This window comes from Shewanella sp. VK101 (genome assembly GCF_056497865.1).
The window spans coordinates 1,411,808-1,427,726 of the sequence record NZ_CM151402.1 but is presented as its reverse complement, the minus strand read 5'-3'; the positions used below and the strand labels follow the sequence as shown (position 1 = coordinate 1,427,726).

General features: G+C 53.0%; 16 protein-coding genes. 1 reads left to right on the top strand and 15 read right to left on the bottom strand.

The features are described from left to right. Positions 1-48 precede the first annotated feature (48 nt). The 15 genes from rnhB to rpsB all read right to left on the bottom strand — a co-directional run bounded on the left by rnhB (position 49) and on the right by rpsB (position 14,690). Positions 49-669 carry a ribonuclease HII gene (gene rnhB, locus ACSHSR_RS06425; RefSeq protein ID WP_025010990.1) on the bottom strand — a complete coding sequence of 207 codons (621 nt, stop codon included), beginning with the start codon at positions 667-669 and terminating at the stop codon, positions 49-51. After that, positions 666-1,826 carry a lipid-A-disaccharide synthase gene (lpxB, locus tag ACSHSR_RS06420; RefSeq protein WP_071238228.1) on the bottom strand — a complete coding sequence of 387 codons (1,161 nt, stop codon included), beginning with the start codon at positions 1,824-1,826 and terminating at the stop codon, positions 666-668. The genes rnhB and lpxB overlap by 4 nt, the downstream gene beginning before the upstream one ends. Before the next feature lie 14 nt (positions 1,827-1,840). Next, on the bottom strand, positions 1,841-2,611 hold the full coding sequence (gene lpxA, locus ACSHSR_RS06415) for an acyl-ACP--UDP-N-acetylglucosamine O-acyltransferase (RefSeq protein WP_025010988.1): 771 nt from the start codon (positions 2,609-2,611) through the stop codon (positions 1,841-1,843). After that, entirely contained in the window at positions 2,608-3,069 is a 462-nt protein-coding gene (gene fabZ, locus ACSHSR_RS06410; RefSeq protein WP_025010987.1) for a 3-hydroxyacyl-ACP dehydratase FabZ, read from the bottom strand. The genes lpxA and fabZ overlap by 4 nt, the downstream gene beginning before the upstream one ends. Before the next feature lie 37 nt (positions 3,070-3,106). Next, entirely contained in the window at positions 3,107-4,132 is a 1,026-nt protein-coding gene (gene lpxD, locus ACSHSR_RS06405) for a UDP-3-O-(3-hydroxymyristoyl)glucosamine N-acyltransferase (protein WP_107006181.1), read from the bottom strand. A 4-nt stretch (positions 4,133-4,136) separates the two neighbouring features. Next, positions 4,137-4,634: an OmpH/Skp family outer membrane protein gene (locus ACSHSR_RS06400; RefSeq protein WP_044735892.1), complete on the bottom strand. Its 498-nt coding sequence runs from the start codon at positions 4,632-4,634 to the stop codon at positions 4,137-4,139. 58 nt (positions 4,635-4,692) lie between these two features. Then, positions 4,693-7,176, bottom strand: coding sequence for an outer membrane protein assembly factor BamA (bamA, locus tag ACSHSR_RS06395; protein ID WP_025887252.1), 2,484 nt, complete (start codon positions 7,174-7,176; stop codon positions 4,693-4,695). A gap of 31 nt (positions 7,177-7,207) precedes the next feature. Next, a complete protein-coding gene (gene rseP / locus ACSHSR_RS06390; RefSeq protein WP_208190825.1) occupies positions 7,208-8,590 on the bottom strand; it encodes a sigma E protease regulator RseP in 1,383 nt (460 codons plus the stop codon). A gap of 15 nt (positions 8,591-8,605) precedes the next feature. Further along, positions 8,606-9,796, bottom strand: coding sequence for a 1-deoxy-D-xylulose-5-phosphate reductoisomerase (gene ispC / locus ACSHSR_RS06385; RefSeq protein ID WP_107006184.1), 1,191 nt, complete (start codon positions 9,794-9,796; stop codon positions 8,606-8,608). Positions 9,797-9,800: 4 nt separating this feature from the next. Beyond that, entirely contained in the window at positions 9,801-10,658 is an 858-nt protein-coding gene (locus ACSHSR_RS06380; protein ID WP_044734898.1) for a phosphatidate cytidylyltransferase, read from the bottom strand. A 20-nt stretch (positions 10,659-10,678) separates the two neighbouring features. Next, a complete protein-coding gene (gene uppS / locus ACSHSR_RS06375) occupies positions 10,679-11,506 on the bottom strand; it encodes a polyprenyl diphosphate synthase (protein WP_028779852.1) in 828 nt (275 codons plus the stop codon). Positions 11,507-11,590: 84 nt separating this feature from the next. Then, positions 11,591-12,148 (bottom strand): ribosome recycling factor, encoded by a 558-nt coding sequence (gene frr / locus ACSHSR_RS06370; protein WP_025010981.1) that lies wholly within the window; start codon positions 12,146-12,148, stop codon positions 11,591-11,593. Between the two features lie 28 nt (positions 12,149-12,176). After that, a complete protein-coding gene (pyrH, locus tag ACSHSR_RS06365) occupies positions 12,177-12,908 on the bottom strand; it encodes a UMP kinase (RefSeq protein ID WP_025010980.1) in 732 nt (243 codons plus the stop codon). Positions 12,909-12,977: 69 nt separating this feature from the next. Next, positions 12,978-13,829: a translation elongation factor Ts gene (gene tsf / locus ACSHSR_RS06360; protein ID WP_044734899.1), complete on the bottom strand. Its 852-nt coding sequence runs from the start codon at positions 13,827-13,829 to the stop codon at positions 12,978-12,980. 132 nt (positions 13,830-13,961) lie between these two features. Next, positions 13,962-14,690 carry a 30S ribosomal protein S2 gene (rpsB, locus tag ACSHSR_RS06355; RefSeq protein WP_025010979.1) on the bottom strand — a complete coding sequence of 243 codons (729 nt, stop codon included), beginning with the start codon at positions 14,688-14,690 and terminating at the stop codon, positions 13,962-13,964. Positions 14,691-15,107: 417 nt separating this feature from the next. Between rpsB and map the strand changes: the two genes are divergently transcribed. Continuing rightward, positions 15,108-15,911: a type I methionyl aminopeptidase gene (gene map, locus ACSHSR_RS06350; protein ID WP_028779850.1), complete on the top strand. Its 804-nt coding sequence runs from the start codon at positions 15,108-15,110 to the stop codon at positions 15,909-15,911. The last annotated feature ends 8 nt before the right edge of the window (positions 15,912-15,919 follow it).

Sequence of the window (15,919 nt, the reverse complement as noted above, 5' to 3'; positions counted from 1 at the left end):
GGCAGCCGCTGCTGCCCTTTTGGTTGCATCTTTAGGTTTCAGTACGGCTTATGAATGCTGCTCCAGCCATTCGCGTACCGGCCGGAAGCTGCGTCTGTGCTCAGGCAAGACACCGTGTTGACTCAAGGCTTCGAAATGCGCCTTGGTGGGGTAGCCCTTATGGGCAGCAAAACCATACTCAGGGTGGCGACTGTCAAGCTCGGCCATCTCCCGGTCGCGGGTGACCTTGGCTATGATAGAGGCGGCGCTGATGACAGGGATCAAGCCATCGCCCTTAACCACCGCGGCTGAAGGCAGGCCAAAATCCGGGGTCCGATTACCATCTACCAAGACTTTCTCGGGACGCACGTTCAAGCCCGCCACGGCGCGCTGCATCGCCAACATGGTGGCATGCAGTATGTTGAGCTCATCGATTTCCGCCGGGCTGGCTCGACCGACTGAGACCGCCAGCGCCTTGGCCAGGATCTCTTCATAGAGGGCATCGCGTTTCTTTTCGCTGAGCTTCTTGGAATCATTAAGGCCGCTAATTGGATTGGCGGGATCCAGGATCACCGCCGCGGTGACCACATCGCCGACCAAGGGGCCACGCCCCACTTCATCTACCCCAGCGACCAGCCCCTGGCACAAAAGCTGCGCTTCGGCTTCCGAGAGTTGCTTATAGACTGTCATCTTTCCTCGGCTTTTTTATCGAGCAAGGCCACAACCGCCTGGGCCGCCTTTTCACTGGCGTTGCAGGCCAGCAGGCTGTGCAGCTTAGTAAACTCGGCCAGCAACGGCCGGTTATCTTTATCCAGCAATTTACCCACCTCTTCGGCTATCCGCTCGGCAGTGCAATCGTCTTGGATAAGCTCCGGCACCAACTCCCTTCCGGCCAACAAATTGGGCAAAGAGAAGTGGTTTATCTGCATCATCCGCTTGGCAATACGGTAAGTGATAGGGCTGACCCGATAGCCAACCACCATGGGGCGCTTGACCAACATGGCTTCCAGCGTGGCGGTGCCCGATGCCAACAAGATGGTATCGCTGGCAGCCATCACTTCCCGAGAGCGCCCTTCCGTCATATGAATTTCCAGATCCGGCGCATAGGTTTCCAGTGCGGCAAGAAACTGCTCGCGGCGTTTTTCATTCACCAAGGGGGTAATAAACTTGAGATCCGGATAGCGCTGTTTCAGCAGCCTGGCCGCCTCCACAAAGGGTTGGGCCAACATCTTCAGCTCACCACCACGGGAACCCGGCAGGATAGCCAGATATTCGGCTTCGACTTTCAAGCCGAGTGCTTCTCTGGCAAGACGCTTGTCATTCTCCATCGGGATCTCATCGGCCAGAGTGTGACCGACGAAGGTGCAAGGCACCTGATGCTTGTCGTAGAAGGCTTTTTCAAACGGCAGCAGTGACAGCACCATGTTGGTAGCGCGGGCGATTTTGAAGATCCGCTTAGGGCGCCAGGCCCAGACCGACGGGCTGACATAATGCACCGTCTTGATCCCGTGCGCCTTGAGCTTGAGCTCCAGGCCGATATTGAAGTCCGGGGCATCTATACCGATAAAGCAATCCGGCTGCAGCGCGGTTATCTGTTTGACCAGACTCGAGCGTATCTTCAGCAATCTGGGCAGGCGGGAGAGCACCTCGGCAATTCCCATCACGGCCAACTCTTCCATGGCAAACAGCGACTCGAATCCGAGAGCTTCCATGCGGGGGCCACCGATACCGATAAAACGGGCGTCCGGATAGCGCTGTTGCAATGCTTTCATCAGGCCGGCACCTAAAATATCGCCGGAGATTTCTCCGGCGACCATTGCAAAGACTAACTTTCTATTTTGTGTCATTCGTTCTCACTGTGTCAGCGAATAATTCCTCGATTCGAGGAGGTCACAAAATCAACAAATGCTTGTACCTGCGGCTCTTTTGCGGCGTCTTCAGCCATGGCGGCAACGGCCTCTTCCAGAGTCAGGCTGCTGCGGTACAGGGTCTTGTAGGCCCGGCGCAGCGCTTGCTGGGTCTCTTTGGCAAAACCGCGGCGCTTCATGCCTTCCATATTCAGACCACGGGGAATGGCCGCCTGGCCAGAGGCCATCACGAAAGGAGGCACGTCCTGCAGCACCAAAGAGCAACCTGCAGTAAAGGCATGGGCACCTATGTGCACAAACTGGTGCACCCCTGTCATACCGCCGAGAATAGCCCAGTCACCCACATGGCAATGACCGGCAATAGAGGCGTTGTTGGCCATGATCACATTGTCGCCCACCACGCAGTCGTGGGCGATATGTACATAGGCCATAAACAGGTTATTGGAGCCGATACGGGTCTCGCTGTTGTCCTGCACCGTACCGCGGTGAATGGTGACAGATTCACGGATGATATTGTTATCACCCATGATAAGCCGGGTAGGTTCACCGGCATATTTCTTGTCCTGGCAATCTTCACCAACGGAGGCAAACTGGAAAATCCGGTTGCCCTTGCCAATGATGCTGGGTCCCTTGATAACCACGTGGGAACTGATCCAGCAGTCATCGCCGATCTCCACATCCGCCCCTATGTAGCTCCAGGGGCCGATAGTGACATTTTTACCTATCTTGGCTTCGGGGTGAACGAAAGCTAATTTATCTATCACTTGCTAATCTCTCTGCGGGCACACATGATTTCGGCTGAACACACCAGCTCACCATCCACTTTGGCCTCGCCGTAGAAAACGCCAATCCCGCGGCGTTCCTTGATCATCTTCACTTCAAAGTGCAGTTGATCACCTGGCTCAACAACCCGCTTGAAACGAGCATTGTCGATACCGGCAAAATAATACAGCACGTCCGGAGACGGCTTGTCGCTCATGGTCTTGAACGCCAACAAGCCGGTGGCCTGCGCCATGGCTTCCAGAATGAGCACGCCAGGCATAACCGGCTGCACAGGGAAGTGTCCCTGGAAGAAAGGCTCATTGATGGTGACGTTCTTGATCGCATGCAGAGTTTCACCCGGAGTAAAATCCAGTACTCTATCGATCAACAAAAATGGATATCTATGTGGCAGGTAAGCCAAAATCTCTTTGATATCCATTGTATTTAATTGATTAGACACGAACTCGTTTCCTCATGCCGCTTAACGCACAGCGGTATTAATCTTGGGGTTTAACGGTTTTTTCCAGGGTTTTGACCCGCTGGAACAGCTCGTCCAACTGACGGAAGCGAACCGTATTTTTACGCCACAGCCTGTTGGGCATGGCCACAGTGGCCGAGGAGTATACCCCAGGTTCACGAACATCGTTAGTAATGTTGGTGCTGCCAGTGACGTGCACCCCATCCGTAATGCTCAGATGACCGGAAATCGCGCAGTTGCCACCAATAATACAATGTTTACCTATAGTCACGCTGCCTGCCAGTACTGTGCAGCCGGCAATCGCAGTGTTGGCACCTATGATATCGTTGTGAGCTACCTGCACCTGGTTGTCGATTATCACGCCATCATGGATTTCAGTATGATCGATCGCGCCGCGATCTATAGTAGTACCGGCGCCAATCTCCACTCTGTCACCTATGCGCACACCGCCGGTCTGAGGGATTTTGATCCACTGACCGCGTTCGTTGGCATAACCGAAACCATCGGAGCCGATAACAGCCCCAGAGTGAACGATACAGTTTTGCCCCAAATGTACATCGTGATAGACGGTGACATTGGCCCACAGGCGGCTGCCTGAGCCTATAATGACATCCTGACCAACCACTGTACCGGCACCTATCTGGACATTTTCGCCCAAAATACTGTTGGCCCCGATGACCGCATTAGCGCCAACTGCAACGCCCTCACCCAGTTTGGCACTGGGATGAATTTGCGCCGAGGGATGGATATCCTCTGCCGCGGCCGGCGTGCTGTCCAGCAATTGCGCAACTCTGGCAAAGCCGACATAAGGGTCATTGAGCACCAAGGCGTTACCGGCAAAACCGTCCAACTCTTTAGGCGAGATCAATACCGCACCAGCCTGAGTCTGCTCCAGCTGGCTACGGTATTTGGTGTTGGCCAGAAAGGTGATCTGATCCGGCCGCGCCTTTTCAAGTGTCGCCACAGAGGAGACAGTCACACTGTCATCCCCACGAACTTCGGCCCCTAACAGCTGGCCAAGCTCTTTCAACGAAAAAGACTTCATCGATTTACTTGCCTTTGCTCAAGGCTTCAACCACTTTGGAGCTGATGTCGGCAGCAGGCTTAACATAAACCACGGCGCCGCGTTGCAGTACCATGTCGTACTTCTCTTTTTCAGCTATGGTGTTGATAGCCTTCTGCACTTTTACCAGCAGTTTGTTTTGCTCTTCACCCTGACGACGACGCAGATCTTCATCCAGCGCCTTACCTTTGAGCTGATAGTCAGCCTTCAGGGATTCCATTTTACGAACCAGTTCGGTCTTTTGCGCTTCGCTCATCAGCGCGGCATCACGCTGCTGCTTTTCCAGCAAACCACGGAGGTCTTCCTGCAGCTTCTGTACTTCAGCCATACGATCGCCGAATTCAGTCTTGAGTGCGTTGCTGATCTGCTCGCGTTGTGGCAGTTGTTCAAACACAGCGCCCATATCGACAACCGCCAGTTTCTCCGCTTGTGCGGCCAGGGGAGCACCCATCAACATCAGCGTCATCAGTGCGCCGTTTACCATTTTTTTCAAAGTCAGACTCCTTGTTTTTCTTCAGCAATGCTTGCCGAGTTTATGTAATTTAGAAAGTTTTGCCAATATTGAACGAGAAGATCTCGGTCTCGTCATCGTCGTATTCCTTAACAGGCCAGGCCAGGCTGAACACCATGGGGCCCATGGGTGACAGCCATTGCAGGCTAAGACCCCAGGAAGCACGGATACGGCTCGGATCACTGTAATCGGCCAACTTGGAAAACTCATCTGCCGGCAAGAAACGATAGGAGTCATAATCAAACTCCGTATCCCAGACGTTACCCGCATCGATAAAGAAGCTGGTACGTACTGAGTTGCTATAGGCCTCATCCAGGAAAGGAGTCGGCACAATCAGCTCCATACTGGCCGTGGCGATGGCGTTACCACCGATAGAGCGGCCTGAGCTGATGTAAACTTGGTTTGGATCGCCCGGCAGGCTACAGCCTTCACCATCCGGATTGGGTGAACAAGGCTCGCTGCCGCGATACAGATAGAAAGCCCTTGGGCCCACAGAGTTGGACTTGAAGCCACGCAGTGAACTGGAACCACCTGAGTAGTAGTTTTCCCAGAATGGCAGGATTTGGTCGTTTTCATTGAAACCACCGTAACCGTTGCCATACCCCAAGCGGGCACGGGTCAAGAGCACAAACTTGTGGCTGCGGGTCAGCGGCCAGTAGAAGCTGGTGTCAAAGTCGGTCTTGAAGTACTGCAGATCAGAACCGGGAACCGTGATCTTACCACTCAAACGCTGGGATGAACCATCGGTTGGGAAGGTTCCGCGGTTAAGGGTACTGCGATACCAGCCGAGGCTGAGCTCAAAGTTGTCGAAGCTCAAGTCGGAGTTGGGGTCATCACTGTCACGGTAAATGTTATAGAAACGGATCGCCTGCTCATAACTGGAAATCTCAGAAATCGTGTTATGACGATAACCTATGCCGCCGTTGATCCTGTTGTACTCGTTAATAGGGAAACCGCTGTTGAGTGCAATACCATAGGAGCTGTTCTTATAACGCTCGAGGTTGGCCTCGTTGGCGTCGAACTCGTTCCAGTAGATGCTGCCACCCAGGCTGACCCCATCCTTGGTGAAATAAGGATCGGTATAAGACAGGTTGACGTTCTTGGAGTACTTGTTGGTGTTCAGGTTAATCCCGGCCTGGTTACCCGTACCGAGGAAGTTGGACTGCTGAACCCCGAACTGCAGACTCAGTCCTGACTCGGTACCATAACCTACACCAGCGTTAAAGGAGCCTGATGGCTGCTCTTTCACCTTGAAGGCCACATCCACCAGGTCGTCTGTGCCCGGCACCTGCACGGTTTCGGTGTCGACAGTTTCAAAGTAGCCCAAACGGTTGAGACGCGCCTTGGATTGCTCGACCAAGGCCGAATTCAACCAAGCCCCTTCCATCTGTCTCAGCTCACGGCGCATCACTTCATCTTTGGTCACTGTATTACCGGTGAAGTTGATGGAGCGGACATAAACACGCTTGCCGGGCTTGACGTTAACATTCAGGGTGACTTCCTTGGTTTCATCATCGATCTCAGGGAAAGTCTTCACCTCTGGATAGGCATAGCCGAAACGGCCCAGATACTTGCTATACATCTCTTCGGTAAAGGTAACATCGGCGCCGTTGTATTGCTCACCGGCCTTGATAGGCAAGATACCCTTGAGCAACTCTTCACGGCCCATGAGTTCACCGGTCAGGTTGACTTCCTTAACCTTGTACTGGTCGCCTTCATCGACGTTAATGGTGATGTAGAGGCCCTTACGGTCCGGCGTCATCGCCACCTGAGTCGAGGTCACCTTGAAACGGATATAACCATTGTTGTGGTAGTGGGTCTTGATGGTTTCGAGGTCGGCCTGCAGCTTTTGCTTCTGATAACGGCGCTCGCCGAACAGATCCCACCAGGCCACATAGTCTTTGAGCTCCAGCATACCGATAAGGTCGGCATCACTGAAACGCTCATTACCCACTATGTTGATCTGACGGATTTCGGCCGCCAGACCTTCGGTAAACTTGAACTTGAGTTCTACCCGGTTACGAGGCAGGTTAATCACCTGAGCCTCGACCTTGGCGCCGTATTTGCCCACGCCGTAGTAGAAGTCCTGCAGGCCCTTCTCGATACCCGAGAGCATGGTGCGGTCGAGGGCTTCGCCCACCTTCACACCACTGCCGTCCAGGCTTTCCTGCAGCTGTTCATCTTTGATGTCCTTGTTACCTTCGAAGGTCACGGCACTGATGGTCGGTCTTTCACGTACCGACACTATCAGCACCCCACCATCGCGGGACACCTGAACATTTTCAAAGTTACTGGAGGCATACAGGCTCTTTATCGCCTGTTGCAACTTGAGTTGATCGACTGTGTCGCCCACTTTGACAGGCAAACTCAGCAAGGCCGCACCGAGTGCCACTCGTTGCAAACCTTCAACTTGGATGTCGGTCACTTCAAAAGGCTGGAAAGACTCTGCCCAACCATTCCCTGAAAACGACGCGCCGACTAATAACATCGAGGCAAAAAGTTTATTCAATCGCATAGCGCACTTCTAATTATTTGTCTGTCCTTGCTCAGAGTCGGGCAAAATCATTGAAAAGGGCAATGCTCATCAACATCAGCAGCAACGCCGCCCCAAATCTGAATCCAATTTCCTGTACCCGTTCGGATACAGGCTTACCTGTTATTACTTCCACCAAGTAATACATCAAGTGTCCCCCGTCCAGCACTGGCAACGGCAAAAGGTTAATAATGCCGAGGTTTACGCTTATCAGGGCGAGGAACCCGAGAAAATAGACCAACCCTATGTTGGCGCTGTTACCGGCCCCCTGCGCGATGGAGATGGGGCCGCTTAAATTTTTAACCGAAACATCACCGGTAAACAACTTGGCGATCATCTTAAAGCTGACTACCACAAGTTGCCATGTTTTATCTGCCGCCACCGAGATAGACTCAAGCGGGCCATACTGCAGATCCAGCAGCATATTGTCCGGCCACTTGGGGGCTTTGGGCGCCAGGCCGATGACACCTTCCATTTCCCCATTGGCACCCTTGCGGCTGTCCGGGATAAGTGTGAAGGTCTGTTGCTCACCGCCGCGTTTAACCGTCAGTTGCAGCGGCTTTCCGGCAGATACTTTAATTTGTCCGACAAAGGTTTGCCAGTCGCTGTATGCCTCACCATTGACGGCCACCAGAATATCCCCGGCCTTGACCCCGGCCTTGGCAGCCGCTCCGCCATCGGTAACCGTCTCCACTTCAGGGATCACATCCGGACGGAAGATATCCAGCCCCAGGGTGCTGAAGGGGGATTCTTTTTCCGGATCGAAACGCCAGTTGCGAATATCCAACTGATAGGTGCGTCCGGAAGGCTCAAGCCCATCATCTGGCTGAGATGCCTGGCTGAGAGGCCTCAGGGTCAAGCTCATGCTGTCATCGCCGATATGACCGACCAGCGCCAGATTCACCTCTTCCCAGTTGCGTACCTTTTGCCCGGAAACCGCCACTATCTGCTGTGGGCCATCTATCTGCATCACGGCCGCAGGCGAGCCGGGTCTGACATCGCTGATCACCGGCTTGAGTGAAGGCACACCGATGAGATACATAATATAGAGCGCGAAAATGGCAAAGATAAAGTTGGCTATCGGCCCGGCAGCGACTATCGCGATACGCGCCCAGACACTCTTGCGATTAAAGGCCTGATCTTTAAGCTCCTCGGGCACATCCTCGACCCGTTCGTCGAGCATTTTGACATAGCCCCCAAGCGGGATCATGGCTATCACATATTCGGTGCCATCTTTACCGAGGCGACGCCAAATCGCCTTACCAAAGCCGATGGAGAAACGCTCTACCTTGACACCACAGCGCCTGGCTACCCAAAAGTGGCCATATTCATGGGCGGTGATCAGTATCCCCAAGGCGACGATAAAAGCGCCCAGGTTCCATAAAAAATCAAACATCAGACCTTATTTTCCTCACTTGCATCCGGCGATAGCTTCCTCGGCATACTGACGGCTTTGGCCGTCCAATGCCAGAATATCCGCTATGGAATTTAAAGGCGATTGCGGCACACGCGCCAAACAAGCTTCATTGACCCGGGCGATATCGGTAAAGCCGATTTCCCCTTTAAGGAAGCTGGCGACGGCCATTTCATTGGCTGCATTAAGCACTGTAGTGGCTTCCTGGCCCGAAGCGCAGGCACTCATTGCCAGCTCCAGACAGGGATAGCGGGCAAAATCCGGCTCACAGAAGCTCAATTGTCCGACTTTGAAAAAGTCCAAAGGTTCAACCCCGGAGACAATTCTCTCTGGATAGGCCATACAATGGGCTATCGGGGTGCGCATATCCGGATTACCCAGCTGCGCCAGCACGCTGCCATCCTGATACTGCACCATGGAGTGAATCACACTCTGGGGGTGGATAACCACCTTGAGCTGCTCGGCACTGGCGTTGAAGAGCCAGCGCGCCTCTACATACTCAAGCCCTTTATTCATCATGGTCGCCGAATCGACAGAAATTTTAGGCCCCATGGACCAGTTGGGATGCTTGATAGCCTGGGCCGGCGTCACACTCGCCAGACTGGCAAGATCGGCGCTCAAAAATGGCCCGCCTGAGCCGGTGAGCAGAATCGATGAAATCCCTGCACCTTGAAGGTTGCAATAACCCAGCTGTTGCTGCACGGCTTCCGGCAGGCATTGGAAAATAGCGTTGTGCTCGCTGTCTACCGGCAGCAGAGTCGCGCCCGATTGGCGGGTGGCTTCCATAAATAAGCGCCCGGACATTACCAGCGCCTCTTTGTTGGCCAGCAACACTCGCTTACCTGCCTTGACTGATGCCAGTGTTGGTATCATACCGGCGGCGCCAACTATGGCCGCCATCACGGTATCGACCCGGCTGTGAGTCACCAGCTCAAGTAGTTCGAACTCGCCGGTACTGACCCGGGTATCCGAGCCGGCACCCAAACGCTCGGCCAAAGCCTTGGCCGCTTGAGGGCAAACCATATGGGCAATTTCAGGTCGGTGGATCGCACACAACTCGGCCATCTTGTCCACATTGGTATTGGCCACCAGCGCATAAACATGATATGCCGCCGGATTATGTTGGATCACACTGAGGGTACTGGCACCAATTGAGCCAGTCGCTCCTAAAATCACCATGTTTTGCATAGCACTACATCCAGAATGCAATATAGATAAGGGTAAAGACGGGCAAGGCTGCGGTCAGGCTGTCGATGCGATCCAGCACACCACCGTGGCCGGGCAATATGGTGCCCGAGTCTTTAATTTTAGCGGCGCGCTTGAACATGCTCTCGGACAGATCGCCAAGCGCCGAGGCAAGTGCGGTAAACAGGGTCACGGCAACCAGCAGTCCAAGCTCCTGTTCGGGAGAGAAATAGCTGACCCCGGCCACTACCACCATGGTGGTCAGCAGGCCACCCAGCAAACCTTCCAGGGTCTTGGCCGGGCTGACATTGGGCATGAGTTTAATCCGCCCCAACGCCTTACCGGCAAAGTAGGCCCCTGAATCAGCGGCCCATACCGTCAGCATCACCAAAAACACCAGGATACCGCCAAAATAAGGGTCAGCAGGACTGCTGAGCGCTTTGAGGGCGATCAGGGACGCGAAACAAGGTAGCAGGGTCAACTGGCCGAACATGGACTTGAGCATGGGGCTGCCCTGCCAGAGTTTGGCACTGCGGGGATAGGAGATCACCAGCACCAGAGAGAACAACCACCAACAGGCACCGATAAGAATGATGGCCAGCATAATGGGGTGTAACTGGCCCCTGGACCAGACGGCATCGGCCGGCACCAGAAGATTAATCGCCACCAGCACTATCGCCAGGGTAGCGGTAAAACTCCATTGAGTGACCTCACAGCGGCTGTCAATAATGCGGCCCCATTCTTTTGCCGCAATCAGAAATACCGCCACCAAGGCCCATGAAAAATAACTTGCCGGGAGCAAAAAGATAGCCCCCATAACCAGTGGGATTAACCAAATTGCTGTTATTATTCGTTGTTTTAGCAAAAAATGTCCCTCGTAAGATGTTATACGCTGCGTATTTCTTCTATCTGACTTCCGGTCAGACCAAAACGACGCTGGCGGCTGGCAAAAGTCGCCACTGCCTGGCGAAACGCCTGCTCATCAAAATCCGGCCAAAGGGTGTCGGTAAAGACCAACTCGGCATAAGCCGCCTGCCAGAGAATAAAATTACTGATGCGGTAATCCCCGCCCGTACGGATCATTAAATCAACTTCATGTTGATTTTGCATGCACAAATGTTCTGCCAAGGCCTCTTCGCTGAACTGACTGCTGGTCATTTCACCGGATTCTACTTTTTCGGCCAGTTTACGAGCAGCTTGCATTATGTCCCAGCGGCCACCGTAGTTGGCGGCAACATTGAGGATAAGCTCTGAATTGGCGGCGGTTTTCTCTTCGGCTGCGCGGATCTGCTTTTGCAGCCTCTCGGAGAAGCGGCTGGTATCACCTATGATGTTCAGCCGGACACCGTTTTGGTGCAGCAGTTTAATTTCCCGGCGCAGCACGGTAAAAAACAGTTCCATCAACAGGCTGACTTCCTGATCCGGACGACGCCAGTTTTCACTGGAAAACGCAAACAGGGTCAGTGAACGTACCCCGAGTTGCCTGGCGGTACTCACGGCGCGGCGCACAGCCTTGACACCGGCCTTATGGCCTATGACTCTGGGTTTACCCTGGGCCTGAGCCCAACGGCCGTTACCATCCATAATGATAGCCACATGCTGCGGGATAGACTGCTTTACCAGCTCTGAAAGCTGCTCCGGTAAGCACTCAGAGGTCAGGCAGTCGCCGGTGCTGGTTGGAGTCGTAGGATCGGCTTCCATATTGGATGACATCTGAATAAACAACCCTTATAAATAGACAAACGCCGCGTAGTATACCCCTACACGGCGCATCAACTCTAGTTTAGCGAGTCAATATCAGACTTCCATCAATTCCGCTTCTTTTGCGGCCAACAGCTCGTCTATCTTCTTGATATGTGCGTCAGTTATCTTCTGCACTTCCTCTTCGCTACGGCGTACATCGTCCTCGGTACACTCTTTTTCCTTCTCCAGGTTCTTCACCGCAGAGTTGGCATCACGACGAACGTTACGCACAGCCACGCGGCCGTTTTCGGCTTCGGCGCGAACCACTTTAACCAGATCACGACGACGCTCTTCGGTCAGAGCCGGCAGAGGGATACGGATAGTGGCACCGGCAGACATAGGGTTCAGGCCCAGATCTGAGCTCATGATCGCCTTCTCTACGGCCTGGATCATGCTACGGTCGAATACGTTAACCGCCAGAGTGCGGCTGTCTTCAACAGAGATATTACCCACCTGCTTGAGCGGGGTCATGGTGCCGTAGTAAGACACCTGGATAGAGTCCAGCAATGCAGGGTGAGCACGGCCGGTACGCACTTTGGCCATTTGCGCCTTGGTGGCATCTACACACTTGTCCATACGAACCTGTGCATCTTCTTTAATCGCATCAATCACGTTAAATGTCCTTTTTGCAATCAGTCGGTTATTTCGTTTTGATCAGCGTGCCTTCGGCTTCTTCACCCATGATCACCCGGCGCAGTGCGCCTGGCTTATTCATATTGAAGACCAATATAGGCATGTCGTGGTCACGGGCCATGGTGAAGGCGGCCAGATCCATGACTTTCAATTCTTTATCCAGAACTTCAGTGTAACTCAGTTCATCGTATTTGACGGCTTCGGGGTTCTTCATAGGATCATCCGAATATACGCCGTCAACTTTAGTGCCTTTTAGCACGACTTCTGCTTCAATTTCAATCCCTCTCAGGCAAGCAGCAGAGTCTGTAGTACAGAATGGGTTACCGGTACCGGCAGCAAAAATCACCACACGTCCGGACTTGAGCAGGCTGATAGCCTCAGCCCAGTTGTATCTATCGCACACACCATTGAGCGGAATAGCAGACATCAGACGGGCATTAACATAGGCACGGTGCAGCGCATCACGCATCGCCAGACCATTCATCACTGTCGCCAGCATACCCATGTGATCGCCCACCACGCGGTTCATACCAGCCTTGGCCAGTCCTTCACCACGGAACAGGTTTCCGCCACCGATGACCACGCCAACCTGAATGCCGAGCTCAACCAGCTCTTTAATCTCCTGGGCCATACGATCCAGTACCTTGGGATCGATACCGAAGCCTTCTTCGCCCATCAGGGCTTCGCCACTCAGTTTCAGCAGAATACGTCGAAATGCAGGTTTTGGGTTGGTGCTCATCTTTTTCTGTCCTGGTCATAACAAGACCGCAGCGGCTGCTGCGGTCTTGGGAGGGTTAAGAATTGGCGATTAAGCCTTCTTGGAAGCAGCGATTTGGGCAGCTACTTCAGAAGCGAAATCTTCTTCTTTCTTCTCGATACCTTCACCCACTTCCAGGCGGATGAAGTTAGTCACAGTGGCGCCTTTCTCTTTCAGAACTTCACCAACAGTTTTCTTTGGCTCCATGATGAATGGCTGACCAGTCAGAGAAACCTCACCGGTGAACTTCTTCATGCGGCCGGCAACCATCTTCTCAGCGATTTCCTGAGGCTTGCCTTCGTTCATAGCGATTTCAACTTGAACGGAACGCTCTTTCTCAACCACTTCGGCTGGAACGTCTTCTGGGTTAACGTACTCAGGCTTGGAGGCAGCAACGTGCATTGCAATGTGCTTCAGCGTTTCTTCATCGGCTTCACCGGTAACAACTACACCGATGCGATCGCCGTGACGGTAGAAAGCCATCTTGTCACCGTCGATGTACTCAACGCGACGAACATTGATGTTTTCACCGATTTTGGCAACCAGGGCAACACGCGCTTCTTCGAACTGAGCTTTCAGATCTTCAACAGTCACTTTGGCAGCAGCGGCAGCTTCCAGAACTTCGTTGGCGAAAGCCAGGAAGTTGGAGTCTTTTGCTACGAAGTCAGTCTGGCAGTTAACTTCAACCAGAGCAGTGTAACCAGCACCGTTTTTGATCAGGATAGTACCTTCGGCAGCGATGTTACCGGCTTTCTTGGCCGCTTTAGCCGCGCCGCTCTTACGCATGTTATCGATTGCAGCTTCGATATCACCGTTAGTTTCGGTCAGGGCTTTTTTACAATCCATCATGCCTGCGCCAGTACGGTCGCGCAGTTCTTTAACCAGGGCAGCAGTAATTGCCATTGTTAAATCCTCAATTGATAATTCGACAAATTTAACCTGTTGATAATCAGGTATAAAACAGGGGCCATATGGCCCCTGTTAACCAATCATATCTCTTGGTTAATAAGGGTGATGTACTAGCATCGCACCTTATTATTCAGCTTCGATGAAACCGTCTTCTTCAGCTTGAACAGCCAGGTCCTGACCACGGCCAGCTTTGGCAGCAGCAGCTACAGACTCAGCATACAAACGGATTGCACGCATAGCGTCGTCGTTACCAGGAATGATGTAGTCAACGCCATCTGGAGCAGAGTTGGTATCTACTACGGCAACAACTGGGATACCCAGGTTGTTGGCTTCTTTGATAGCGATGTGTTCATGGTCGGCACCGATAACGAAAATGGCGTCTGGCAGACCGCCCATGTTCTTGATACCACCCAGAGACTTCTCAAGCTTTTCCAGCTCACGGGTACGCATCAGCGCTTCTTTCTTGGTCAGCTTGTCGAAAGTACCGTCAACAGACTGGGTTTCCAGATCTTTCAGGCGCTTGATTGACTGACGAACGGTTTTCCAGTTGGTCAGCATACCGCCGAGCCAGCGCTTGTCCACGTAGAACTGCTCGCAAGATACGGCAGCTTCTTTGATGGCTTCACTGGCAGCGCGCTTGGTGCCTACGAACAGGATTTTACCTTTCTTGGAAGCAATGTTGCTGATGAAAGCCAGAGCTTCATTGAACATTGGCACAGTGTGCTCGAGGTTGATGATGTGTACACCGTTGCGGGCGCCGAAGATGAAAGGCTTCATCTTAGGGTTCCAGTAACGGGTTTGGTGACCGAAGTGTACACCGGCCTGGAGCATATCGCGCATTGAAACTGTAGTCATTTTCTATACCTTAATTTAAGGGGTTAGACCTCCACGCATCCCATGTCTTCGACCCTTTGGCCAAGCCGCGGGCACCCCGAAGAATGTGTCGATACGTGTGTGATTTAGTATTTGAGTTAAATGCCATGTATAATGGCCGCCATCTTTACTCTGACCTGCCAACGAAATGGGATCCCCCACCGAAGGCAGCCCGACTTGAAGTCAATTCGAACTCGTAGAGTCGTCAGCTCAAAGTCACTTAGAGTCAAACATAACGGCGCGCTTTATACCATAAATCGCCGGCAAACACAAATTTTTTACCGCTCATATGTCGGCCTTAAACTCAGTTCAAAGCCGCGCCAGGAGCGTTATTTTACCGTTTCACAAACAAGTTGGATTGGCCTTGGCCAAGACATAGGTTATTAAGAGAAAACCCCCATGAGTATAGTCATCAAGACAGCAGACGAAATTGAGAAAATGCGTGCCGCCGGTAAGTTGGCCGCCAGTGTACTGGAAATGATAGCCCCGCACGTCAAGGCAGGGGTCAGCACCAACGAGCTCAACGATATCTGCGCCAAGTACACGGAAGAACAAGGCGCCATCTCTGCGCCGCTCAACTACCATGGTTTTCCCAAGTCCATCTGTACCTCTATCAATGAGGTGATCTGCCACGGTATTCCCAGCGATCGCGTGCTCAAGGACGGCGATATTCTCAATATCGACATCACTGTCATCAAGGATGGCTATCACGGCGACACTTCCAAAATGTTCCTAATTGGCGATGTCAGCCCAAAAGATCGCCGCCTGTGCCGTATCGCTCAGGAAAGCCTCTACGCCGCCATTCGTAAAGTTCGCCCCGGCATGCAGTTGGGTGAAATTGGCACCACGGTCGAGAAGTTTATCAAGGCCAGCAAGTCAGGCCTGGACAAATATTCGATAGTGCAGGATTACTGCGGTCACGGTATCGGCGCCGGTTTCCACGAAGAGCCACAGGTAGTGCACTACAAAAACAACGACAAGACCATACTGCGTCCAGGCATGTGCTTTACCATTGAGCCGATGATCAACGCCGGTCGCCACACTTCTGTACTGAACAAGGATGACGGCTGGACTGTCACCACCTCAGATGGTAAAAATTCAGCTCAGTGGGAACATACTCTGTTGATCACCCAGACCGGCGTAGAAGTTCTGACGCTGCGCGCCGAGGAAGATTTCCCGAGGATCATCAATCACGCCAAATAAGGCGTCAC